The organism is Aliivibrio sp. 1S128, assembly GCF_001691065.1.
Lineage (GTDB): Bacteria > Pseudomonadota > Gammaproteobacteria > Enterobacterales > Vibrionaceae > Aliivibrio.
Map to the genome: position 1 here is coordinate 310869 of NZ_MAJV01000102.1, position 22225 is coordinate 333093.

Annotated in this window: 19 protein-coding genes; 12 read left to right on the forward strand and 7 right to left on the reverse strand. The window is 39.1% G+C overall.

Annotation, left to right across the window (positions count from 1 at the left end):
* Positions 1 to 80 precede the first annotated feature (80 nt).
* Complete coding sequence (locus tag A6E03_RS13245) at positions 81 to 614, forward strand: YcbK family protein (RefSeq protein WP_255310644.1); 534 nt, start codon at positions 81 to 83, stop codon at positions 612 to 614.
* A gap of 122 nt (positions 615 to 736) precedes the next feature.
* Here the strand turns inward: A6E03_RS13245 and asnS are convergent, their stop codons facing one another.
* Positions 737 to 2137, reverse strand: coding sequence for an asparagine--tRNA ligase (asnS, locus tag A6E03_RS13250; protein WP_065591749.1), 1401 nt, complete (start codon positions 2135 to 2137; stop codon positions 737 to 739).
* Positions 2138 to 2404: 267 nt separating this feature from the next.
* On the opposite strand from asnS, the gene queD reads away from it, so the two are divergent.
* Positions 2405 to 2767: a 6-carboxytetrahydropterin synthase QueD gene (gene queD, locus A6E03_RS13255; RefSeq protein ID WP_065591750.1), complete on the forward strand. Its 363-nt coding sequence runs from the start codon at positions 2405 to 2407 to the stop codon at positions 2765 to 2767.
* Between the two features lie 54 nt (positions 2768 to 2821).
* On the opposite strand, the gene A6E03_RS13260 is transcribed toward queD, so the two are convergent.
* Complete coding sequence (locus A6E03_RS13260; protein ID WP_141677279.1) at positions 2822 to 3799, reverse strand: endonuclease/exonuclease/phosphatase family protein; 978 nt, start codon at positions 3797 to 3799, stop codon at positions 2822 to 2824.
* A 223-nt stretch (positions 3800 to 4022) separates the two neighbouring features.
* Here A6E03_RS13260 and sbcD point away from each other — a divergent pair, with 223 nt between their 5' ends.
* The 7 genes from sbcD (at position 4023) to A6E03_RS13295 (ending at position 13195) form a co-directional block, all read left to right on the forward strand.
* Positions 4023 to 5267, forward strand: coding sequence for an exonuclease subunit SbcD (gene sbcD, locus A6E03_RS13265; protein ID WP_065601032.1), 1245 nt, complete (start codon positions 4023 to 4025; stop codon positions 5265 to 5267).
* Positions 5264 to 8944, forward strand: coding sequence for an AAA family ATPase (locus A6E03_RS13270; RefSeq protein WP_065601033.1), 3681 nt, complete (start codon positions 5264 to 5266; stop codon positions 8942 to 8944). Before sbcD ends, A6E03_RS13270 begins: the two co-directional genes overlap by 4 nt.
* Positions 8945 to 9001: 57 nt before the next feature.
* Positions 9002 to 9487, forward strand: coding sequence for an acyl-CoA thioesterase (locus tag A6E03_RS13275; protein ID WP_065591754.1), 486 nt, complete (start codon positions 9002 to 9004; stop codon positions 9485 to 9487).
* Positions 9488 to 9935: 448 nt separating this feature from the next.
* Complete coding sequence (locus tag A6E03_RS13280) at positions 9936 to 11090, forward strand: amino acid permease (RefSeq protein ID WP_065601034.1); 1155 nt, start codon at positions 9936 to 9938, stop codon at positions 11088 to 11090.
* A 100-nt stretch (positions 11091 to 11190) separates the two neighbouring features.
* Positions 11191 to 12357: an amino acid permease gene (locus tag A6E03_RS13285; protein WP_065591756.1), complete on the forward strand. Its 1167-nt coding sequence runs from the start codon at positions 11191 to 11193 to the stop codon at positions 12355 to 12357.
* Positions 12358 to 12426: 69 nt separating this feature from the next.
* Positions 12427 to 12786: a DUF2799 domain-containing protein gene (locus tag A6E03_RS13290; RefSeq protein ID WP_065591757.1), complete on the forward strand. Its 360-nt coding sequence runs from the start codon at positions 12427 to 12429 to the stop codon at positions 12784 to 12786.
* 49 nt (positions 12787 to 12835) lie between these two features.
* Positions 12836 to 13195 (forward strand): DUF2799 domain-containing protein, encoded by a 360-nt coding sequence (locus tag A6E03_RS13295; RefSeq protein ID WP_065591758.1) that lies wholly within the window; start codon positions 12836 to 12838, stop codon positions 13193 to 13195.
* A 68-nt stretch (positions 13196 to 13263) separates the two neighbouring features.
* On the opposite strand, the gene A6E03_RS13300 is transcribed toward A6E03_RS13295, so the two are convergent.
* The 5 genes from A6E03_RS13300 to pabB form a co-directional block, all read right to left on the reverse strand.
* Positions 13264 to 13815 (reverse strand): hypothetical protein, encoded by a 552-nt coding sequence (locus A6E03_RS13300; RefSeq protein ID WP_141676880.1) that lies wholly within the window; start codon positions 13813 to 13815, stop codon positions 13264 to 13266.
* A gap of 176 nt (positions 13816 to 13991) precedes the next feature.
* Positions 13992 to 15353, reverse strand: coding sequence for an L-serine ammonia-lyase (locus A6E03_RS13305; RefSeq protein ID WP_065591759.1), 1362 nt, complete (start codon positions 15351 to 15353; stop codon positions 13992 to 13994).
* Between the two features lie 97 nt (positions 15354 to 15450).
* A complete protein-coding gene (locus tag A6E03_RS13310) occupies positions 15451 to 16701 on the reverse strand; it encodes an aromatic amino acid transport family protein (RefSeq protein WP_065591760.1) in 1251 nt (416 codons plus the stop codon).
* A gap of 191 nt (positions 16702 to 16892) precedes the next feature.
* On the reverse strand, positions 16893 to 17474 hold the full coding sequence (locus A6E03_RS13315) for a CoA pyrophosphatase (protein ID WP_065591761.1): 582 nt from the start codon (positions 17472 to 17474) through the stop codon (positions 16893 to 16895).
* A 28-nt stretch (positions 17475 to 17502) separates the two neighbouring features.
* Positions 17503 to 18873, reverse strand: coding sequence for an aminodeoxychorismate synthase component I (pabB, locus tag A6E03_RS13320; protein WP_065601061.1), 1371 nt, complete (start codon positions 18871 to 18873; stop codon positions 17503 to 17505).
* Positions 18874 to 19044: 171 nt separating this feature from the next.
* On the opposite strand from pabB, the gene A6E03_RS13325 reads away from it, so the two are divergent.
* The 3 genes from A6E03_RS13325 (at position 19045) to A6E03_RS13335 (ending at position 22225) form a co-directional block, all read left to right on the forward strand.
* On the forward strand, positions 19045 to 20589 hold the full coding sequence (locus tag A6E03_RS13325) for a fumarate hydratase (protein ID WP_065591762.1): 1545 nt from the start codon (positions 19045 to 19047) through the stop codon (positions 20587 to 20589).
* A 153-nt stretch (positions 20590 to 20742) separates the two neighbouring features.
* Positions 20743 to 21105: a DUF2799 domain-containing protein gene (locus A6E03_RS13330; protein ID WP_065591833.1), complete on the forward strand. Its 363-nt coding sequence runs from the start codon at positions 20743 to 20745 to the stop codon at positions 21103 to 21105.
* An 85-nt stretch (positions 21106 to 21190) separates the two neighbouring features.
* Positions 21191 to 22225, forward strand: a complete 1035-nt coding sequence (locus A6E03_RS13335) for an efflux RND transporter periplasmic adaptor subunit (protein ID WP_065601035.1) — start codon at positions 21191 to 21193, stop codon at positions 22223 to 22225.

Sequence of the window (22225 nt, forward strand, 5' to 3'; positions counted from 1 at the left end):
TTCAAGTGTGTATCTTTGCGCTCAGTTATTGATTCTTCTATCTGTAAGTGAGTTATTTATACATGTCTGAGTTTGATTCTATGCGTCGTAAAATACTGCTTGGTGGCGTTGCTACTGCAGGTTTAAGTTTATTTCCATCAATTTCTTTTGCATCACAATTTGCGGAATCACCAAGAGAATTAGCATTCCAAAATTTACATACTGGTGAGAAACTACAAAGCGAGTATTTTAATGGACGACGATATTCAAACTCAGAATTACTTAAATTAAATCATTTATGCCGAGATTTTCGTCGAAATGAAAGTATTGAAATGGACACTGGGTTGTTTGACCAATTATCAGCGATTCAAAAAGTGATTGGATGTGACACTCAGGTACAAATAATATCTGGCTATCGTTCACCGGCAACCAATGAAATGCTGCGTGGAAAATCACATGGCGGAGTCGCTAAGAAAAGCATGCACATGTTAGGAAAAGCAATGGACTTTCGTCTAGAAGGTGTGCCGTTGGATGAAGTAAGAAAAGCGGCGTTATCATTAAAAGCGGGCGGAGTAGGGTATTATCCTGGCAGTAACTTTGTTCATATCGACACGGGACGAGTTCGTTTCTGGTAATTCCTCGGTATTTAAAAATAACAAACATAAAAAATGGCGACCATAATGGTCGCCATTTTTGTATTCATTACTTTCTACTTAACGAATTTTTACAGAGCTGGTGCCCTATAAGAAAAAGCCAATTAGAAGTTAGCTGAACGTGGAGTACGTGGGAACGGGATAACGTCACGAACGTTGCCCATACCAGTAACGTAAGACACTAGACGCTCAAAGCCAAGACCGAAGCCAGCGTGAGGCACAGTACCGTAACGACGTAAATCGCGGTACCAAGTCATGTGCTCAGGGTCGATACCCATTTCAATCATACGTGCATCAAGAACGTCTAAACGCTCTTCACGTTGAGAACCACCAATGATCTCACCAATGCCTGGTGCAAGAACATCCATCGCAGCAACCGTCTTACCATCGTCATTTTGACGCATGTAGAATGCTTTAATGTCTTTAGGGTAGTTTTTAACGATAACAGGTGCTTTGAAATGTTCTTCAGCAAGGAAACGCTCATGCTCAGAAGACATATCGATGCCCCACTCAACGTCGAATTCAAATTTCTTACCAGAGTCGATAAGGATTTGGATTGCGTCAGTGTAATCAACTTGTGCAAAATCAGAACTTACAAATTGCTCTAGACGAGTGATTGCTTCTTTATCAATGCGAGAAGCAAAGAATTCTAAGTCATCACGACGCTCAGCAAGAACCGCTTCGAATACATACTTAAGCATGTCTTCAGCAAGCTTAGCTACATCATCAAGAGTAGCGAAAGCAACTTCAGGTTCAACCATCCAGAATTCAGCTAGGTGGCGACTTGTGTGTGAGTTTTCAGCACGGAAAGTCGGACCAAATGTGTACACTTTGCTTAATGCACAAGCGTAAGTTTCCGCATTTAATTGACCAGAAACAGTAAGGAATGTCTCTTTACCAAAGAAATCTTTGTCGTAATCAACATTGCCTTTGTCATCAAGAGGAACGTTCGCGTGATCTAATGTAGAAACGCGGAACATCTCACCAGCACCTTCAGCATCAGATGATGTGATTAGTGGTGCAGACATCCATAAGTAACCTTGCTCGTGGTAGAAGCGGTGAATCGCTTGAGACAAACAGTTACGAACACGTGCAACCGCGCCAATCACGTTAGTACGTGGGCGAAGGTGAGCAACTTCTCGTAAATACTCAATTGAGTGACGAGTTTTCGCCATTGGGTATGTATCTGGGTCTTCAACTAAACCAACTACTTTTACTGCTGTTGCAGCAAGCTCAAAATCTTGGCCTTTAGCAGGAGATGCAACGATAGTACCTGTAACTTCAACAGAACAACCTGTTGTTAGTTTTAGGACTTCTTCATTGTAATTATTTAAGTCATTAGGAACTACGGCCTGAATCGGATCGAAACAAGAACCGTCATAAATAGCTAGGAATGAGATCCCAGCTTTAGAGTCGCGACGTGAACGGATCCAACCGCGAACAGTGACTTCACTGTCAACCGCTAGTTTGCCGCTTAATACGTCTGTTACAGGCGCGTAAGTCATGTTAATTACATTCTCCATTGTTGTGCTACGTGCACGAATATTTTTTATTTCAGAAAGACATATTACCTTTCTTATTAATAGCTTCAAGTGTTGTTATGCGATAAAGATAAAAATTCCGGATTAGAATCAATTTTCGGCATGAATTAGCCGAAAAAACCACCAATATTACACGCTTATAGGGAACTTACTGGTTGTGAGTCTTGTTGTTTAGTAGGGAAGTAGAGTACTATCCCTGCTTCATAATATAGGTAATAGAGATTTTAACTAATGACAACTGAACTATATAAAGACTTCATGTTTGAAGCAGCACACCATTTACCACATGTACCAGAAGGTCATAAATGTGGTCGTCTTCATGGTCACTCTTTTTTAGTTCGTTTGTATGTTGAAGGTGAAGTAGACCAACATACGGGTTGGGTAATTGATTTCTCTGAAATTAAAGCCGCATTTAAACCAACGTATGATCGCCTTGATCACTATTACTTAAACGACATTGAAGGGTTAGAAAACCCAACAAGTGAAGTATTAGCTAAGTGGATTTGGAACGAAGTGAAACCAACACTTCCATTGCTAAGCAAAATTGAAATTAAAGAAACCTGTACGGCGGGTTGTACTTACCGCGGTCAGTAATCGAATGTGGTTTTAAGCCAGTAATTAGAAGGCGTCTATTATCTGACGCCTTTTTTACGCCTGCCGTATACGTGCAGTAATAGAAACCAAAGCATGATCGGTACTGAATTGGTCAATCTCGAATCTTGGATTCACAATGTGCTGGTCTGTTACTGTGTAATCAACAACTTCTAAAATACTGCCCGAAAATGAGCTATCAAATTCGTTAGATAACAAGATGTAATCCAATACCGAGCCTTTTGCTCCGTAATAATGGGTACTTACTCGCTCTTCCAATAAATCTGCGCCCTTTAACCCACAGTAAATATCCCAACTGTCTTTAAGCTGAAATCGAGTTAAATAATCAGTACTAAATTTATCAAACCGTAACTCATGAGACAGTAGTCCTTTAAATTCATCATGAAACAAAGGCTTATTAAAATCACCCATCATAATCACGGGTTGGTTTGATTCTTTACGTTGTTGAATTATATGATTATGTAAGATATTCGCTTCTAGTCCACGCTGAACAGTCGAAAGCCAAGAGCCTAACTGTTCATCATGAAGTTGATGAAGAGGAGAGCTGTTTACTTTATCCGTTTCGTTATTCTCTTCTGGCTCTTTAGGACGCTGAGACTTGAAATGCACCACATAACAGTCAGTAATACCAAGATGAGGCAGTTCAATAGAGGCATGGACAGGCACACGATTAAATTCAAATTCAATCCCAAAACGAGATAATTGAGCTTGCTCGGCAACAACAGGTTGAGTGTTCAAAATAGGATAACGTGAAGCAAAGGCAACAACAGGGGAGTTGAAAACATAGCCATCTTCAGATTTTGGCTCATCGACAGTAGCAAAATATGAATAGCCAAGTTCGTTAACTAAAGCCTCTAAAGCGCTTGGACTAAAGACTTCTTGAAACCCAATCACATCAGAGTTTAATGCCGTGATCTTATCCTTAAACCAGCCCTGTTTTTTCAGCCATTCATCTTGAGTTAGTATATTTTCAAAATCGTAATACGCATTAGGCGGCTCAACAAAGTTGAACATATTGATGGTGGTAAACGTTAGGCTTTCAGGAGATGGCAAATTAGATACTCATGTTGTGGTTATCGATGGAATCGACGTTTATTAAATAAAGTATAACAGCATGAAGTAAGGTCAACACCTGCTAATAGTTTTAAGTTTAAACGCTTATAAAAGTACATAGTTTCTCTCCCAGATGGTATAAAAGGGGTATCGTCTTCTCTATCCATCAAACAAGTTGATATATATGCGTATTTTACATACTTCTGATTGGCACCTAGGTCAAAACTTCTTTACTAAAAGTCGCCGTAATGAGCATCAAAAATTCATTAGCTGGCTACTTGAACAAGTTCAAGAAAATGCCATTAATGCGGTGATCATTGCAGGAGATGTGTTTGATACGGGCGCGCCACCAAGTTACGCGCGTGAAATGTATAACCAATTTGTGGTGGAGATGAACAAAGTAAACTGCGAATTGATCGTGCTTGGTGGTAATCATGATTCTGTGTCGACACTCAATGAATCAAAACAACTGTTAGCACATTTAAACGCACGAGTAATTGCGAATACTAATGATGATTTATCTACTCAATTACTAACGCTACCAAACAGTGACGGTTCTGTCGGTGCTATTTTATGTGCGGTTCCGTTTATACGGCCACGTGACGTTGTCACTAGTGTGGCGGGCTCAACGGGGGTAGAGAAGCAACAAGCACTCGGCGAAGCGATCAAGCAACATTATCATCAACTGTATCAAAAAGCGCTAGAACTAAGATCTGAGTTAGATCTTGATGTTCCGATTATTGCTACGGGTCATTTAACGGCATTAGGCGTTAAACAATCAGATTCAGTTCGTGATATCTACATTGGCACATTGGATGGGTTTGCTGCCGATGGTTTCCCGCCTGCAGATTACATCGCGTTGGGTCATATTCACCGACCTCAACTTGTGGCTAAATCTGATCATATTCGTTATTCAGGCTCACCAATCCCATTAAGTTTTGATGAGTTAAAATCTCAAAAACAAGTGGTGATGGTGGAGTTTGATAAAGCAAGCGTAACTCAAATCTCTCAAATTAATGTGCCTATGTTTCAACAAATGAAAGCATTAAAAGGCGATTTAGAAACGATTGAACAAGAGTTAGCACAATTCAAAGAGTGCGAGGAAACGACTTGGCTCTGTATTGAAGTGGAAGTACAAGATTACTTATCCGATCTACAACAACGCATTCAAGCACTAACTCAAGATCTTAACGTTGAAGTGTTGCAACTGCGCCGTGCGAGAAACCGCAGTGAACAAACCCTAGCACAAGAAAAAACAGAAACGTTAGCGGAATTAACGCCGTTTGATGTGTTTACCAAGCGGATAGAGCAAGAGACGTTTGAAACAGAAAAAGAGCAGCAACGCGCAGAAAGAATGACAACCAAATTTAAACAGATTTTGTCAGAAGTAGAACATAAAGATACCGATTTACAAGAAGGTGATGCATGAGAATTTTAAGCCTAAGTTTTTCAAATTTAAACTCATTAAAAGGTGAGTGGAAAATTGATTTCTCAGCGTCGCCTTTTGCTGAAAACGGATTGTTTGCGATTACAGGCCCAACAGGTGCAGGTAAAACGACGATTTTAGATGCGATCTGTTTGGCGCTTTATCATAAGACCCCTCGACTGGGTGGTATCTCAACATCAAGCAATGAGATCATGACGCGTGGTACAGCGGAGTGTTCGGCGGAAGTCGAGTTTGAAGTGAAAGGCAAAGCGTATCGTGCATTTTGGAGTCAACGTCGTTCTCGCGGTAAAGTGGATGGTAATTTGCAATCTGCGACGGTTGAACTTGCTGAGGTCGATTCTGAAAAAGTATTAGCAACTCAAGTGAAAAAGAAAGATGAGCTAATCAACTCAATTACAGGGTTAGATTTCTCTCGATTTACAAAATCCATGATGCTTTCTCAAGGTCAATTTGCAGCGTTTTTAAATGCGGATGCGAATGATCGCGCCGGTTTATTAGAAGAGCTGACAGGCACTGAGATCTACGGTCAGATCTCTGAAAAAGTGCATGAGCATTACACCGCATCAAAGCAGAAATTAGCAGAGCTTAAAGCGAAAGCAGAAGGGGTTGAGCTGCTTTCTGAAGAAGATAAGCAAGCCTTAATCGACGAGCAAGCTGAACTGCAAACGAACCAAAAACAGCAACAAGCTCAACTTTCAAATTGGCAAGCACATGTAGAGTGGTGGATTGCAGATGCGAAAAATCAACAGCAGTGGCAGCAAGCGGTTGATAATAATCAATTAGCATTAGATAAAGAAAAACAAGCCAGCGAACAATTACATCGCTTAGCGCAAAGTGAACCTGCTGAAAAACTGCGTGCACCGTATCAATTATGGCAAGAAGCACAAACTCGCTTTGAAGAGTTGGCTAAAGAACTAACACTGACTGAGCAATTACATCAGAAAACGTCTACTGAGAAAGAAGCAATTGAGCTAACTGTTACGCAATTAAAACAACAATTTGATAGCGTTAAGGTTGAGAGTAAATCGTTAGAAGTATTGATTAATGATTCAGTGCAACCGCTAGATACTGCGATTGCACAGTTAACTCAACAATCGCAAGAAAAGCAGCAACAGCTCACGCAAGTGAATACTCGTCTTCAAGATGGCAGTAATAAACAACAACGATTAGAGGCGTCATTAACAGAGTTAACCTCTAAATTAGCAGTACTAAATAGCTACGTAGACACACATCAATCAGATTTAAATTTAGAGCGTTATTTAGGTCAATGGAAGACTCAAGTTAGTTATATTTTACAGCAAGATAAAGAAACTGCATCTTTAGTTAATAAAGTTGAGCAAGCTAATAAAATAGTCGCAACCTTACTTGAGAGCGTAAATCAAAAAGAAGCGGAATTAACACAAGTTCAAAGCACATTAAATAATGAAACAGAAGCAACGAAAAACGCTGAACTCGTATTTAAACAGCAACAAGAAAAAGGCACTGAAACGGAGTTAACAGAGCAAATCAATGCACTTAATACTCGTCATCATTACCGTGTAGAGTTGAATCATACTAATAACGAGTTTTTACGTGCTGAAAAAGAGCAACAGACGTTAAGCGAAGACCAAAAAACGCAGAGTGAAGCGATTCTAAAATTAGAAGCTCAGCGTGCTGATCTTGTTATTGCCTGTAAGCAGCAAGATCAACAAATCTTAGATTTAACGACGCTAATTGAGCAAGAAGGTGATTTGGTTAAGTATCGTGCTCTATTAGAAAAAGATCATGATTGTCCGTTGTGTGGTTCAACGCATCATCCGTTATTAGAAAAAGCGCAAACATTAGATATCAATGTAACGATACAGCGTAAAAAAGAGGCAGAACAAAAGCGAGTTGAGATTGTAGAGCAAGGTCAATTGGTGCGTGAGAAGCTAGATTCATTAAAAGTAAAACAAGAGCACACCCAAACGCAATTAACTCAATGGCAGCAAACGGCAAAAATGACCAAGCAACAATGGTCATCATTAATGGAAGTAACGCAACTCACTTTAGCGTTGGGGGATACCAATGGTATTGCTCAATTTATTACTGAATGTGAAGCGTCGTTACTTACTTTAAATGGGCAGATAAAACAATTACGCCAAGCAGATGAAAAGCGCCGAGCTCAACAAACTCAATTACAACAAGTTCAACATCGTCTTGATACGTTAAATAAAGATCTTAATTATGACCGTCAATCACACCAAGCTGCAACTCAGCAACTGCAAGATGACAATCAAAAATTAGTACAGTTACAACAACATCAAACAGAATTGAATCAACAGTTAACCACAGAGATTGAGCAAACAGGGTTTACTGCCCCAGAGTTTACTCAAATTCAATCTTGGTTTGTGCAAAAAGAACAAGATTTACAGCAAATTCAGCAGCAAGTTGAAAATCGTCAAGCTTTGCTTCAGCAGCAGCAACAAGTACAAAGTGACCAGGTTCATCTAGCAGAACAGTTAGAAGAGCTAAACTCCCAACAGCAAGTGTCTCAAACTGAAGTGCAAAGATTGGCGAGTGAGTTGGAACAACACCAGCAAAAACGAGTTGAGTTATTTGGTACACAAGAGATCAGAACAGCGCGTACTCTCATGGCTGAAAAACTGACGGTATCAGAGAAAAATTATCAAGCGGAAGAACAAAAATCACAAACATTGATACAAGATCTTGCGACTTTAAAGGGCAAGCTAAATAGCCTTAAAGAGAGTCATGTAAGCAGTGAAAAGCTATCGATAGATCGTTCTGATTTATGGAAAGAAGCTTTAGTGCAAAGCCCGTTTGAAACGCTTGGGTTATTCCAATCGGCATTGATTTCAGAAGAAGATCGTCAACAGCTACTCAGCTTAAAAACTGAAATACAACAAGCGATTGAGCGAACTGGCGCTTTGCTAGAGAGTGCACAGCAAATCAAAGAACAACACCACCAAGAACCAAAAGCGGCAGAATGGCAATTAATGCCAAAAGAAACGGTTGAGGCTGAATTAGCTCAAGTGAAATCTCAATCCGAAACATTAGTGAAGCGCGAAGGTGAAATAGCCCAAGCATTACGTTCAGATGGTGAGCGTAAAACCAATCAAAAAGCCTTATTTGAAGCGATTGAAGCGTATCAATCTGAGTATGATGATATTCAATATCTGCATTCATTAATTGGCTCGCAAAAGGGCGATAAATTCCGTAGATTTGCTCAAGGATTAACGCTAGAGAATCTTGTCTATTTAGCCAATAAGCAGCTTACTCGCTTACATGGTCGCTATGAACTTAAACGTAAAGCCAGCGATGGTTTAGAACTTCAAGTTGTCGATACATGGCAGGGTGATGTGGTTCGTGATACTAAAACCTTATCAGGCGGTGAGAGCTTCCTTGTTAGTTTAGCTCTCGCTTTGGCGCTTTCTGATTTAGTGAGTCACAAAACAAGCATTGATTCACTGTTCTTAGATGAAGGTTTTGGTACGCTAGACAGTGAAACGTTAGACATGGCGCTTGATGCGTTAGATAACTTAAACGCCTCAGGAAAAATGATTGGTGTGATAAGCCACATCGAAGCGATGAAAGAACGTATTCCAGTCCAAATAAAAGTCACCAAACGCAGTGGTTTAGGCGTGAGTGAACTAGAAAAACAATATAAAAAAGTCGGTTAATTTTATTGCTCGTTACATTATTAGAAAAATGATAATACAGATTAAAAGGAAGTAAGAATGGGAAAGAATAAGCGCGAAGTGACACTACGTTTTCTTGCAGAACCAGGAGATGTGAACTTTGGTGGTAAAGTTCACGGTGGTGCGGTAATGAAATGGGTCGATTTAGCGGCCTATGCGTGCTCTGCTGGATGGAGTGGTAAATATTGTATTACCGCTTATGCTGGTGGTATTCGATTTGTTCAGCCTATTCATGTCGGTAATCTTGTTGAGGTGACGGGTAAGGTTATTTATACCGGGAAATCATCAATGCACATTGCTATTGATGTGCAAGCCAGTGATCCAAAAGAGTTAGAAAATAGATTAACGACTCACTGTATTGTCATTATGGTTGCCGTTGATGAACATGGTAAACCAACAGAAGTACCTGAGTGGATCCCTCAAACCAAAGAAGATATTCATTTACGCGAATCAGCCATCCGATTGATGAATATGCGTAAAGAGATTGGCGAAGAGATGGAAGCACATGTTAAGTATTTGAAATGATAAATAATAGAAATAGAGAAAAACTTATCGTCTAAAGGGTTGCATTGAAAGCTTCATTATATAGAATGGATCGAGCTATCGTATTGGTAGTTCGGTCAGTAAAGGACTTACTGGCGTTTTATTAAATGGAATGTGACTAATTAGGATGTACACATGATTTTTCAATTAACATCAGGCCCATTATTGGAGCCTACAGAAGGTTCACCACACGCTATCTGCTCTGCATCGACAGCAATAACTTCTTCACGCTTCCTTTCTGCTCAGTTTCTTGCGTTTCGCTTCCTCTCGTATTTTCGATTCCTCCGTTTTTATTCGTAATTAATCAGCTCTAACTTCAACCGTTTACCCTCATTTGTGGTGTATTTTTGCGCGTGTTGAATTTGAAAAGCTAAAACTAAAAATAAACTAGAACTAAAGTTCAAACTCGAATAAAAACGAAGGAACAATTATGAATTTAAAATTAATCGGCAGCTCTCTTATTATTTCAGGTACCGCACTGGGTGCTGGTATGCTTGCAATCCCTATGGTTTTGGCTCAATTTGGCCTGCTGTGGGGAACTGCGCTAATGTTGCTTATCTTTATTGGTACAACATATGCTGCCTTATTACTATTAGAAGCAAGTATTAATGTGGGTGGTGGTTTAGGAATGAATACCATCGCTCGTAAAAGTTTAGGTAAAGGAGGACAGCTAATTACTAACGGTTTGCTGTATGCTTTACTGATCTGTCTCTTAATGGCTTATATCCTTGGGGCAGGGGATCTATTGAATAAATTATTACGTAATATTGGTTTTGATTTATCTCTAGTACAAAGCCAAGTTGCGTTTACTTTAATTGCGGGTGTAATTGTTGCTTCTGGTACCGCGGTGATTGATAAGTTAAACCGCGTTTTATTTGCCATCATGTTGTTGATGCTTTTACTTACGCTTGTCTTCTTGGTTCCAGGAATTTCATTAGATAACTTAACTCAAGTATCAAACTCAAACCCATCAGAACTGATACAAACCAGTGCGATTATTTTTACTAGCTTTGGTTTTATGGTTGTTATTCCTTCATTAGTTTCTTATAACCATGAAGCAACACCTAAGCAGTTGAGAAACATGGTTATTGTTGGTTCTTCTATTCCTTTAGTTTGTTATCTAGTGTGGCTATATGCGGTGGTTGGTAACTTAACCCCTGAGCAAATTACGCACTTCTCTAATGTGTCAGAACTGATTTCAGTATTTAGTGCTGATCATGCATTTATTAATGCAGTACTTTCTAGTTTTACTGGTCTTGCATTATTAACGTCTTTCTTAGGTGTGGCGATGGCTTTGTTTACTCAAAATGAAGACACGTTTAAACAAAATAAAGTAGTGACTTACGTTATTAGCTTTATCCTACCTTTATTGGGTGCCGTTTTCGCAGCAGATCAGTTTTTATCTGTATTAAGCTATGCAGGTATTATCTTAGTGTTCCTAGCCGTTTTTGTTCCTCTAGCTATGGTTGTTAAGCTAAGACAAATAGAAAATCAAGACAGAAGTTATGTCGCAGAAGGGGGGGCAGCAATGCTTATTTTCTCTTTTGTTTTTGGTACTTTTTTATTGGTTTCTCAAATTATTTAGTAACCTATTCTAAAGCGAATACACTTGTGCCCTATGTTACAGGTAGGGTGCATACTTTTACTCTTTATGAGTAATTATTTTCATGAAATAAGAATACACGATGAATTTTAAATTATTTGGCAGTGCATTAATCCTTTCAGGTACTGCTCTTGGCGCTGGAATGCTAGCTATTCCAATGGTATTGGCGCAATTTGGATTATTTTATAGCACTTTGTTAATGTTGGTTATTTGTGCAGGAACAACGTATTCAGCACTATTACTTACAGAGGCGTGTTCAAAAACTGAGTTAGCATTTGGTATTAATACCGTTGCAAATAGAACACTGGGTAAAGGTGGGCAGATTATTACGAATGCCTTATTTTATTTGCTGCTTATTTGTATGTTGATTGCCTATATTTTAGGTGCGGCTGACTTAATTAAGCGTATATTCTCAATGTTTGCTATTGAGATGAGTATAGAAACGGCACAAATTGGTTTCACATTAATAGCGAGTGTATTTGTTGTCTGCGGAACTCAAATTATTGATAAACTAAATCGTGTTTTGTTTTTGTTTATGGTTTCAATGCTTGCGATTACCTTAGTGATCTTAGTTCCTGGTATCTCATCAGATAATTTAATGCAGGTAACGAATACAGATACAGGAATGTTATTTAATACAAGTACTATCTTGTTTACTAGTTTTGCTTCAATGCCAGTCATCCCATCACTTGTTGCTTACAATAAAGAAGCGACAAGTAAACAGCTAAGAAATATGATTATCTTAGGTTCTATTATTCCTCTGATCTGTTATTTAGTTTGGCTATATGCAGTTGTTGGGAACCTAAATGCTGATGAATTGACTCACTTTTCTAATATTTCAGATCTAATTCAAACCTTTAGTGCGAAAAATGAATACATTGAAATAATTCTTTCAGTTTTTACTTCATTAGCGTTGCTGACATCATTTCTTGGTGTGGCAATGGCACTTTACAATCAAAATAAAGACATGATCTCACATAATAAAGTAGTGGCTTATGTAAGTACGTTTATTCTACCGTTATTAGGTGCAGGTCTTGCTGCTGATCAGTTTCTATCCGTGCTTGGTTATGCCGGCGTAATCCTTGTTTTCTTAGCTATTTTCATCCCATTAGCAATGGTGGTAGCGTTAAGAAAGAAAGCCAACAATACGGCTGAATTATCTATTCATATTTATGAAGCGGAAGGTGGAAAAGTAGCCTTAGGAATGACATTACTATTTGGTCTTTTGCTATTAATGAGTCAAATTTAATAGAATTTATGATCTAATCCTCTACACTTAACGTAAAAGGTAATGTGTTATTTGTAGAGGGTCAGCAAAATGAAAATTTTAATAATCAGTATCGCTGCTTTATTACTTGCAGCATGTTCAAGTACACCGCCACCAACATCAAACGTAGACAGTGATTGGAATGCCTTTGGTTATGAAAGGGCAATGAAAGGGTGGATTGTTCAATCTGAATCAAAATTGACTAAATTATCCGAAGGTAAGATGGTTAGTGATGCGAACTACCAAGCATACATTGCCGGTTATAATAAAGGGCAGGAAGAGTACTGTGATCAAAGTGCTTATATGCTAGGTGTTGTTGGGAAGCAGTATAACGGTATATGTGATAATACTGATCCGTTCTTCCGTCAAGATTACAACAGTGGAAGGTATTCAACGGCTGGTGGAATGTAATTTAGTTACTTTATAATATTGGATAAATATATAATAAGAGGGTAGTGACATGAGAACGATATTAATTGCTGTAGTTTCACTTTTTCTAGCAGCTTGTTCAAGTACTGCACCACTAACGTCAACACAAGACAGTGACTGGGGTACTTATGGTTTAGAAAGAGGTGAAAAAGGGTGGAACTTTGAATCGAAAGAACAAATAACCGGTCTTTTAGATGGTAAAGAATTGATAGCATCTAATTATGATGCGTATCAAGCTGGATATAAAACAGGGTTACAAGAGTATTGCAGTCAAGACGCGTTTGAATTGGGAACCAAAGGAGGCGTTTATACTGGCGTTTGTGATGGTATAAATAAAGAGTTTAAATATGAGTATTTACGAGGGTCTAATTCGACTAAAAGAGGGATGTAATCTCTTCCTTGTTACTTGTAGATACATAAAAAATGACGGATTATAATCCGTCTTTTTTTGTATGCAATTTAGATAACTTTAACAATATTAAAACGACCCATTTTTTTCAAAATTGGTAAAAATTCTTTGTTTACTTCAAGCATTACTTTTTTTGCTTTGCTGTAAGCACTTAATTTATCATTTCCGTTACCATGGGAGAATAAACGGCTTTTGGGCTTATATTCGCCATCGACCAACTCTTTCCATCGGACAATATAATAATCAGTGGTACGAACTTCTCCAGAATGCAGAGTGCGTTTTTTTGTAATAATGTCAGGTTCAAGATTATGTGGCAGTCTTTCAAACAGACTTGGTGTATTTAAAACGGCATTCCAGCAGTTTCCCCATAATTCCTTACCTACTTTATTTCTTTGTTTAACGGCTTCTTTTAGGGCTTTTTCTCTGCCTTCTTTTAAACAACCAATAGAGCGGTTATACATACCATCATCTGGTGTATGTATATGAATTTTCACGCAATTGAATGAATGGGAAATAAAGCGGTAATCACTTTCCATACCTGTCCACTCAGCTCTTAATTGCTGTGCTCTTAGGGAAAGCGTATGTTTTTTCTTATTTATCATAGGAATATACTAATTATTTGCATAGGGTTATTATTACAGTAATTGATTCATTTGTTAATAGGGTAGATGATTAATTCATCAATTAATTGCATATAGCTAGTATAGGGTATGTAAAAGAAAGGAGGCAATAAAAAAGGGCGATATACGCCCTTAAAATGTAACTTAAGTATTTCTGATTAACAGATAACTTTAATCGCTAGACCACCTTGAGAAGTCTCACGGTATTTTGCGTTCATGTCCTTGCCTGTTTCAAGCATTGTTTCGATAACTTTGTCTAAAGAAACACGAGGATCAGACGAACGACGAAGTGCCATACGAGTTGAGTTGATTGCTTTTACAGAAGCAATACCATTACGTTCAATACAAGGAACTTGTACTTGTCCTGCAACAGGATCACACGTTAACCCAAGGTTATGCTCCATGCCAATTTCAGCAGCCATACAAACCTGCTCAGGGCTTCCACCCATTAATTCAGCAAGACCAGCAGCAGCCATTGAACAAGCAACGCCTACTTCACCCTGACAACCAACTTCTGCACCAGAGATAGACGCATTTTGCTTATATAAGCCGCCAATCGCACCAGATGCTGCGAAATAACGAATGTAATCTTTCTCTGTTACTGTTTGGATAAACTTGTCGTAATAAGCCAATACAGCAGGGATGATGCCACATGCGCCATTTGTTGGTGCTGTAACAACACGTCCACCAGCGGCGTTTTCTTCATTTACAGCGAATGCAAACATATTAACCCAATCGAGTACTTCCATTGGATCTGTCGATGTTTTTTCTGATGTAAGCAACTGTTGACGAAGCGCGGCTGCACGACGAGGAACACGTAGAGGTCCAGGAAGAAGCCCTTCAGTATTCATGCCTTTTTCCATGCAATCACGCATGGTTTTCCAAATTTTCGCGAAATAAGTACGAACTTCATCTTCTGCGAGAATTGCATGTTCGTTCTTCATTACTAGGGCACTAATAGATAATCCATGTTCTTTACATAGGCTAACTAGTTCGTCTGCGCTATTAAAGGCATAAGGAACCTTGATTGATGATTCTACTTCTTTACCAAAGTGTTCTTCATCAACAATAAAACCACCACCGATAGAGTAGTAAGTTTTAGAATAAACAACGTCACCATCAATCCACGCATGGATTTGCATACCATTTTCGTGAAGTGAAAGATTAGAAGTGTGGAAATTCATCCCACCGTCTTTTGGAAATTCGACTGTGTGGCAATGCATGCCAACGGGTAGTCGTTCTGTTTCTTCAACGCGAGCAATAAAGCCTGGAATTGAGTCAATATCTACGTGTTCTGGCGTGTTGCCTGCCAGACCCATAATAATAGCTATATCAGTATGGTGACCTTTCCCTGTCAGTGATAACGAACCGTAAACATCAACAGTGATTTTAGTGATATCACGCAGTTTGCCCATGCCACGTAAATCGTCGATAAACTCTTTACCTGCTTTCATTGGACCAACAGTGTGAGAGCTGGATGGACCAACTCCAATTTTGTAGATATCAAAAACACTAATCATGTAGTTACCTCGAATAAGCCCCCATTAATAGGGGGCTTTTATTATCATTATTTTTACTTCGAATAATCGATGTCTATATCAGCATATAGAATGACGATTAAAGAGCGCCGTAGATTACAGAAGTAATCGCTGCAACACCACATAATGCTGTGAAGATTTGCACAGGTGCTGAAGTTTTGTACTTCGCCATTGCTGGTACTTTACGCATTGCGAATACAGGCATTAGGAATAGGATAGCGGCAATCATTGGCGCGCCCATTGTCTCAATCATGCCCAAGATGCTTGGGTTAACGATAGAAACGATCCATGTTGTCACAACGATGAAGATTAAAGACCCTTTCTCAACAGTAGCAATAGGTGCTTTTGTATGAGACTTAGTTAAACCTACAAGGCCTTCATGAGCACCAAGGAAGTGACCGAAGTAGCTTGAAGTAATCGCAGCAAATGCAACGATAGGGCCCATGATAGAAATCATTGGAGATTCGTGAACGTTAGCTAGGTAAGAAAGAACTGAGATGTTTTGTGCTTGTGCTTGTGCTAGTTGCTCTGGAGATAAAGAAAGAACTACAGAGAAAACGAAGAACATTACAAAGCTCATTAGCATCATAGCTGCACCGCCAGTGATCATGTCAGTTTTAGCAACTGCATCTTCACCGTATACGCGACGCTGTTCTTTAGAGAACTGGCTAATCACAGGGCTGTGGTTGAAAGAGAAAACAATGATAGGAATTGCTAACCAAACAACTGAAGGCATTGAGCTCCAATCTGGGTCAACAGAAACCATTGAAGTGTTCCAACCAGGAATTAGGTAGATAGATAATGCCATTAGGATGAATACTAGTGGGTATACCATTGCTGATGTCGCTTTCAGCATTAGTTCTTTACCAAATACAACACCACATGTCATCAGAGTGATAAGCACACCAGACAGTAACCAGCGTGGAATAGATTCCATACCAAGTTGGTTTACCATGAAAGAGTCTACTGTGTTTGTAATACCAACACCGTAAATAAGTACAATTGGGTAAATCGCAAAAAAGTAAGCAAAAGTGATTAGGTTTGCGCCAGTTTTACCAAAATGTTCTTCTACCGTATCGGTAATATCTGCGTCTGGGTTCTTTGCAGAAAGAACAAAACGAGCCAAACTTTTGTGTGCAAACCAAGTCATTGGTGCCGCGATTAAAGCAAGAATAACAAGAGGCCAAAAACCACCCGCACCAGCTTTAATTGGAAGGAATAAAACACCAGCACCTACTGCAGTACCGAAAAGAGAAAGACACCAAGTGAAGTCTTTATAAGTCCACTTTGCTTTTTTTGCACCAGTCGATGCAGTCGTTGTTGTTTGCATAGTAATTATACTCTTTAATTTTTTTAGAACAGGAATTTTGGGAACGGCGCTATTGTCGTTATTTTGACGAAAAAAACTTTGACCCAGATCGACAAATGAAAAAATATGAATGAAGAACTGAAAATAATTGATAACAATCACAGTAGGAAGGGCTTTGTCATTAGAAAAACTTATCGTTACTGGTAATTTTTCTAAGTTGAAATGTGATTCATTGAATGAATGATTTCGGCGGTAATTCCCCAAATGAGTCTTTTCTCAAACGGAATAAAAATTAGCTCATAAGTGTATTTTTTGTTAAAAACTTGGTGTTTTGTCGTATTTTTAGGGTTAAGTAGATGGATAATCGGTGCTTCAAATGTGCTACTAACTTCACCGTAATCGATTGCGGTAGTGTAATTAGCATCAATAAGTGCAACGATAGGGGTTACTTTATAGCCGGATGTTGTTGGTATTGTGTTAAGTTTTACTAATGGTTTAATCTGCGAAGGTAGGATGCCTATCTCTTCATTTGTTTCACGAATAGCGGTATGAATAAGGGATAAATCAGAGGGTTCGACCTTGCCTCCAGGGAAGCTAATTTGACTTGGATGGTGACGTAAATGTGACGCTCTTTGCGTTAAAATTAAATGCAAACCAGAGGGTCTTTTAACCAGAGGAACGAGCACAGCAGCAGGCTTGAAATTGTCATTTTCAAAGCGAGGATGTTGTAATAGTGCGTCACTATAAGAATTCGGCTTATTGAGTAGTAATTGAGGGAGTAAATATCTATCCATAAGCCAAATCCTTTCGTTAAAGTAACCATTATAAAATAGGCAGGATTTTGCCTAATTTATGCAATGTCTCTTCATATTCTAGTTCAACTTTGCTATCAGCAACAATTCCACCGCCAGCTGAGGCGTATAAAGTGTCTTTATAAGCAATTAATGTTCTTATCGTAATACTCGTATCCATTGTTCCACAGCGGCTGATGTAGCCAATACTGCCACAATATAAATTGCGACGGTGTGGTTCAAGTTCTTCAATTATTTCCATTGCTCTAATTTTGGGCGCGCCAGTAATTGAACCTCCAGGAAATGAGGCTTTAAGCAGATCATAAGCAGAATATTCTGTCTTTAACTCGCCAGTAATGGTACTTACGAGGTGATGAACAGCAGGGAAAGACTCTATATCAAATAATTTAGGGACTTTTACTGAGCCAGGTATAGCAACACGGCCAATATCATTACGTAGTAAATCGACAATCATCAGATTTTCAGAGCGATCTTTAGGGCTGTTACGTAAAATATCAGCTTCTTTAGCATCGGCTATTGGGTCATTGGATCGGGGGCGAGTGCCTTTAATGGGCTTCGTTTCAATCTGTTTATCTTTCACTTGTAAAAAACGTTCAGGAGAAACAGAGAGAATAGCTAATTCAGGTGTCCTAATAAACGCCGAAAAAGGAGCCCCGTTATTGACCGCTAGCTTTTTATAAGCCAACCATTCAGAACCTTCGTAACTTGCATTAAAGCGCTGAGCAAGGTTGATCTGATAACAATCACCAGATTGTAAATAGTCATGAATAACCTCAAATTTTGCAGTGTATTCGGCTTGAGTCATGTTTGATGACCAAGGCGAAACGAGAGCAAAAGGAGATTTATCGTCTTCAATGGATAAAAATTGCTCTAACCAGTGAGTACGGTCACTATTTTGTGGTTGAATAAGCGTGATTGTTTTCTTTTTATGATCAGCAATTAGGGCCCAATCATAAATACCTATCGCCATTTCTGCGGTTGGAATGTCATTTTTTGAAATGTCAGGTATTGATTCAACTCGACGGCCTAGATCATAACTAAAATACCCCAAAGCTCCGCCAATAAACGGAAGATCTTCAATTGGATTATGTTTAGGAAGTAATCGTTCTTGATAATGAGCAAGTAACTGAAAAGGACAAGCCTTACTCGTGATAGGATCTTGCCCTTTTATATGAATAGACGTTACTTGACCATGTGTTTCCAATGTTGCTATCGGGTCAGAAACGACAATATCATAACGATTGTCTATATGATCAATAGCAGAAGAATGTAACAACATAGACCATGGCTGATCCTCAATAGCCGAAAATAAATTCATCAAAGAGTCAGATTGATAATCAAGTCGTATAATTTGTAATTTTGTGTCTAATTGATTGTTCATTTTGAATTTTTTATGACCAGAATGTGATGAGCAGCGATAGCCTTGGATGGAGAGCAAGAGTATCATACTGCAAGTTCTAAAAGAAAAATAATAGATGATGATTGTTCACATCATCAATAATTAGAACATTACTTAACCATTGCTATGGAAGCGTATACATAAGAGGGCCCTATGACGAACGTTAATAAAGAGATGGCTGTCCAACAAGACACCATCATTCGTAATGAAGATGTGATCAGCTCAGTTGCTGATGCACTGCAGTATATTTCTTACTATCACCCACTTGATTTCGTTCAAGCGCTTGAAAAAGCCTACCATAGAGAACAAAGCCAAGCAGCGAAAGATGCGATAGCTCAGATCCTGATAAACTCAAGAATGTCAGCAGAAGGACGTCGTCCTATTTGCCAAGATACCGGGATTGTGACTTGTTTTGTTAATATAGGTATGAACGTTAGATGGGAAGGTGATTTAACGGTTCAACAAATGATAGATGAAGGTACTCGTCAAGCGTACTTGAATCCAGACAATCCATTACGAGCATCAATATTGTCTGATCCTGCAGGTAAGCGTATTAACACCAAAGACAATACGCCATCGGTAGTTCATATCAGTATGGTTCCAGGCAATAAAGTTGAATTTCAAATCGCAGCTAAAGGTGGCGGTTCAGAAAACAAAACTAAAATGGTTATGTTAAATCCATCAGATGATATCGCTGAATGGGTAGAAAAAACCTTACCATTAATGGGTGCGGGTTGGTGTCCTCCGGGTATGTTAGGGATAGGCATTGGCGGTACAGCAGAAAAAGCAGCAGTACTGGCTAAACAATCATTAATGGAACATATCGACATTCAAGAATTGATTGATCGTGGCCCAGAGAATGCAGAAGAAGAGCTTCGTCTTGATATCTTTAACCGTGTCAATAAACTAGGTATTGGCGCGCAAGGACTTGGCGGTTTGACAACGGTTGTTGATGTGAAAATAAAATCAGCACCAACTCATGCAGCATCTAAACCTGTGTGCATGATCCCTAACTGCGCCGCGACGCGCCATGTTCATTTTACGCTTGATGGTTCAGGTCCTGCCGATCTTCAACCGCCAAAATTAGAAGAATGGCCAGACATTACATGGGAAGCCGGCGCGAATACTCGCCGTGTAAACCTAGATACGATTACAAAAGAAGAAGTGCAAGAGTGGCGAACTGGTGAAACAGTTTTACTCACGGGTAAAATACTAACAGGCCGTGATGCTGCACACAAACGCCTTCAAAGTATGATCGAAAGCGGTGAGGGTTTACCTGAAGGTGTCGACTTTAATGGTAAATTTATTTACTACGTTGGTCCCGTTGACGCAGTACGTGATGAAGCCGTTGGTCCTGCGGGTCCAACAACATCAACTCGAATGGATAAATTCACCGATATGATGCTTGATACCGGATTGATGGGAATGATCGGTAAAGCCGAGCGAGGCCCTGCAACCGTTGCGTCTATTAAAGACAAGAAAGCGGTATACCTAATGGCTGTTGGCGGTGCTGCTTATTTAGTCGCAAAAGCAATCAAAAAAGCCAGAGTCGTTGCTTTTGAAGAATTAGGAATGGAAGCGATTTATGAATTTGATGTTGAAGATATGCCGGTGACTGTGGCTGTCGATTCAACAGGTGCAAATGCACATCAAATTGGTCCAGATACGTGGAAAGTAAAAATCGCAGAAATGGAATAAGTTAGTAATTTACTAAATTGTTTCTATAATTTATGAAAAGCACTCAATTTTTGAGTGCTTTTTTTATATATGTATAGTTAATGTTAACTTATTGAGTGTATTATGGTTCTTCATTATGAATCAAGCAGAACACGTTATTTACTTGGAGATCCTATGAAATTACTTATTTCAGCGATATTGGCATTGTTATTGGTTGGATGTTCATCATCACCTCAAGCAGAAAAAGAAAAAAATGCAGATGACTGGTTTAATTATGGTGAGTTCAGAGCGAAGAAAGGATTAATTGTTCAGACACAAGAACAATTAGAAGCGGTGAATCCTGATGAGACAATTACAAAGGAGTTTTACAATGCTTATTTTTCAGGTCATCAGGAAGGTACTGTTATTTATTGTACCCAAAATCCTTATATCTTAGGGTTAAGTGAAGCACCTTACTTTGATTTATGCGCCCAATCTCATCCAGAGTTTAAAGACGAATATGAGAAGGGAGTGAACCACCAACAAAATAAAAAATAATATGTATTAATTTCAGACTTTCTGGATGAAAGAATGTTATGGGTAATAATGTTTTATATAAAAAATTCATTACAAGGAATTGTGTATGTTTAAAAAAACAGCAGTGGCAACGCTACTTAGTTCTGTTTTATTGATCGGGTGTGATAATAAAGCCCTAGAGGTTGTAGAGCCAGAGTCGAGACCAGCGAAAACAATGGTTGTGTCTATCGGTAATCAAGCCACCTCGCGCTTATTTCCTGCTCAAGCGGAAGCCGGAGATAAAGCCGTATTAGCGTTTAGGGTTCCGGGTCAACTAAATACCTTAGAAGTAAATGCGGGTGAAATGGTATCAAAAGGACAGCAACTCGCCACGATAAATCCGGATGAATATCGATTATTACAGAAACAAGCACAAGCGCAATACCGTTTGATTGATGTGCAGTACCAACGAATTAAAAAACTACGTAAAGACCAAGTCGTTTCAGAACAAGATTACGATACCGCAGTAGCAAACCGAAAAACCGCCAAGGCGGCCTTGGATCAAGCGAAAGCCAATCTCAGCTATACCAAATTAATTGCCCCTTACGAGGGAACCATTTCCTTGTTACCAAGTGAAAACTTTGAGTACGTAAGTGCCAAGCAATCGATCATGCACATTCAAACCAATGATATTTTTTATGTGGTTTTTCAACTTCCAGATTACTTATTAAAACGGTTCAGTTTTTCCGAAGTCGAAGCAACGGTAACGTTTGATTCATTTCCTAATTTTCAATTCCCTCTTGAATTTGAAGAAATTGATACCGAAGCGGACAGTAAAACATCAAGTTACACCGTTAAAATGAGCATGCCTCGACCAACAGAATTAGGTATTTTGCCAGGAATGTCAGGTCAAGTAAAAGTCACTATCCCAAGTGGTGAAAGTGAAAAATTGCCAGTAGGGGCGATTGATTCGGAAGGTGATAAAACTTACGTGTGGCGAGTGGCCGAAGATGGCAGAGTCGAAAAAGTAGAAGTAGAGCTTAGTGATGAGCGTCAAATTCTTTCTGGCATTAATGATTCAGACCAAATCGTATCTTCAGGGATTGCCGGGTTAGAAGAAGGCATGAAAGTACGTAAGTGGGTTAAGGAAAGAGGATTATAA

Coding starts and splice junctions, on each gene's coding strand:
- queD (WP_065591750.1), top strand. CDS start 2,405: ATGACAACTGAACTATATAAAGACTTCATGTTTGAAGCAGCACACCAT.
- A6E03_RS13245 (WP_255310644.1), top strand. CDS start 81: ATGCGTCGTAAAATACTGCTTGGTGGCGTTGCTACTGCAGGTTTAAGT.
- A6E03_RS13330 (WP_065591833.1), top strand. CDS start 20,743: ATGAAATTACTTATTTCAGCGATATTGGCATTGTTATTGGTTGGATGT.
- A6E03_RS13280 (WP_065601034.1), top strand. CDS start 9,936: ATGAATTTAAAATTAATCGGCAGCTCTCTTATTATTTCAGGTACCGCA.
- A6E03_RS13260 (WP_141677279.1), bottom strand. CDS start 3,799: ATGTTCAACTTTGTTGAGCCGCCTAATGCGTATTACGATTTTGAAAAT.
- sbcD (WP_065601032.1), top strand. CDS start 4,023: ATGCGTATTTTACATACTTCTGATTGGCACCTAGGTCAAAACTTCTTT.
- A6E03_RS13275 (WP_065591754.1), top strand. CDS start 9,002: ATGGGAAAGAATAAGCGCGAAGTGACACTACGTTTTCTTGCAGAACCA.
- A6E03_RS13325 (WP_065591762.1), top strand. CDS start 19,045: ATGACGAACGTTAATAAAGAGATGGCTGTCCAACAAGACACCATCATT.
- A6E03_RS13310 (WP_065591760.1), bottom strand. CDS start 16,701: ATGCAAACAACAACGACTGCATCGACTGGTGCAAAAAAAGCAAAGTGG.
- A6E03_RS13290 (WP_065591757.1), top strand. CDS start 12,427: ATGAAAATTTTAATAATCAGTATCGCTGCTTTATTACTTGCAGCATGT.
- A6E03_RS13335 (WP_065601035.1), top strand. CDS start 21,191: ATGTTTAAAAAAACAGCAGTGGCAACGCTACTTAGTTCTGTTTTATTG.
- A6E03_RS13300 (WP_141676880.1), bottom strand. CDS start 13,815: ATGATAAATAAGAAAAAACATACGCTTTCCCTAAGAGCACAGCAATTA.
- A6E03_RS13295 (WP_065591758.1), top strand. CDS start 12,836: ATGAGAACGATATTAATTGCTGTAGTTTCACTTTTTCTAGCAGCTTGT.
- A6E03_RS13305 (WP_065591759.1), bottom strand. CDS start 15,353: ATGATTAGTGTTTTTGATATCTACAAAATTGGAGTTGGTCCATCCAGC.
- A6E03_RS13315 (WP_065591761.1), bottom strand. CDS start 17,474: ATGGATAGATATTTACTCCCTCAATTACTACTCAATAAGCCGAATTCT.
- pabB (WP_065601061.1), bottom strand. CDS start 18,873: ATGAACAATCAATTAGACACAAAATTACAAATTATACGACTTGATTAT.
- asnS (WP_065591749.1), bottom strand. CDS start 2,137: ATGACTTACGCGCCTGTAACAGACGTATTAAGCGGCAAACTAGCGGTT.
- A6E03_RS13285 (WP_065591756.1), top strand. CDS start 11,191: ATGAATTTTAAATTATTTGGCAGTGCATTAATCCTTTCAGGTACTGCT.
- A6E03_RS13270 (WP_065601033.1), top strand. CDS start 5,264: ATGAGAATTTTAAGCCTAAGTTTTTCAAATTTAAACTCATTAAAAGGT.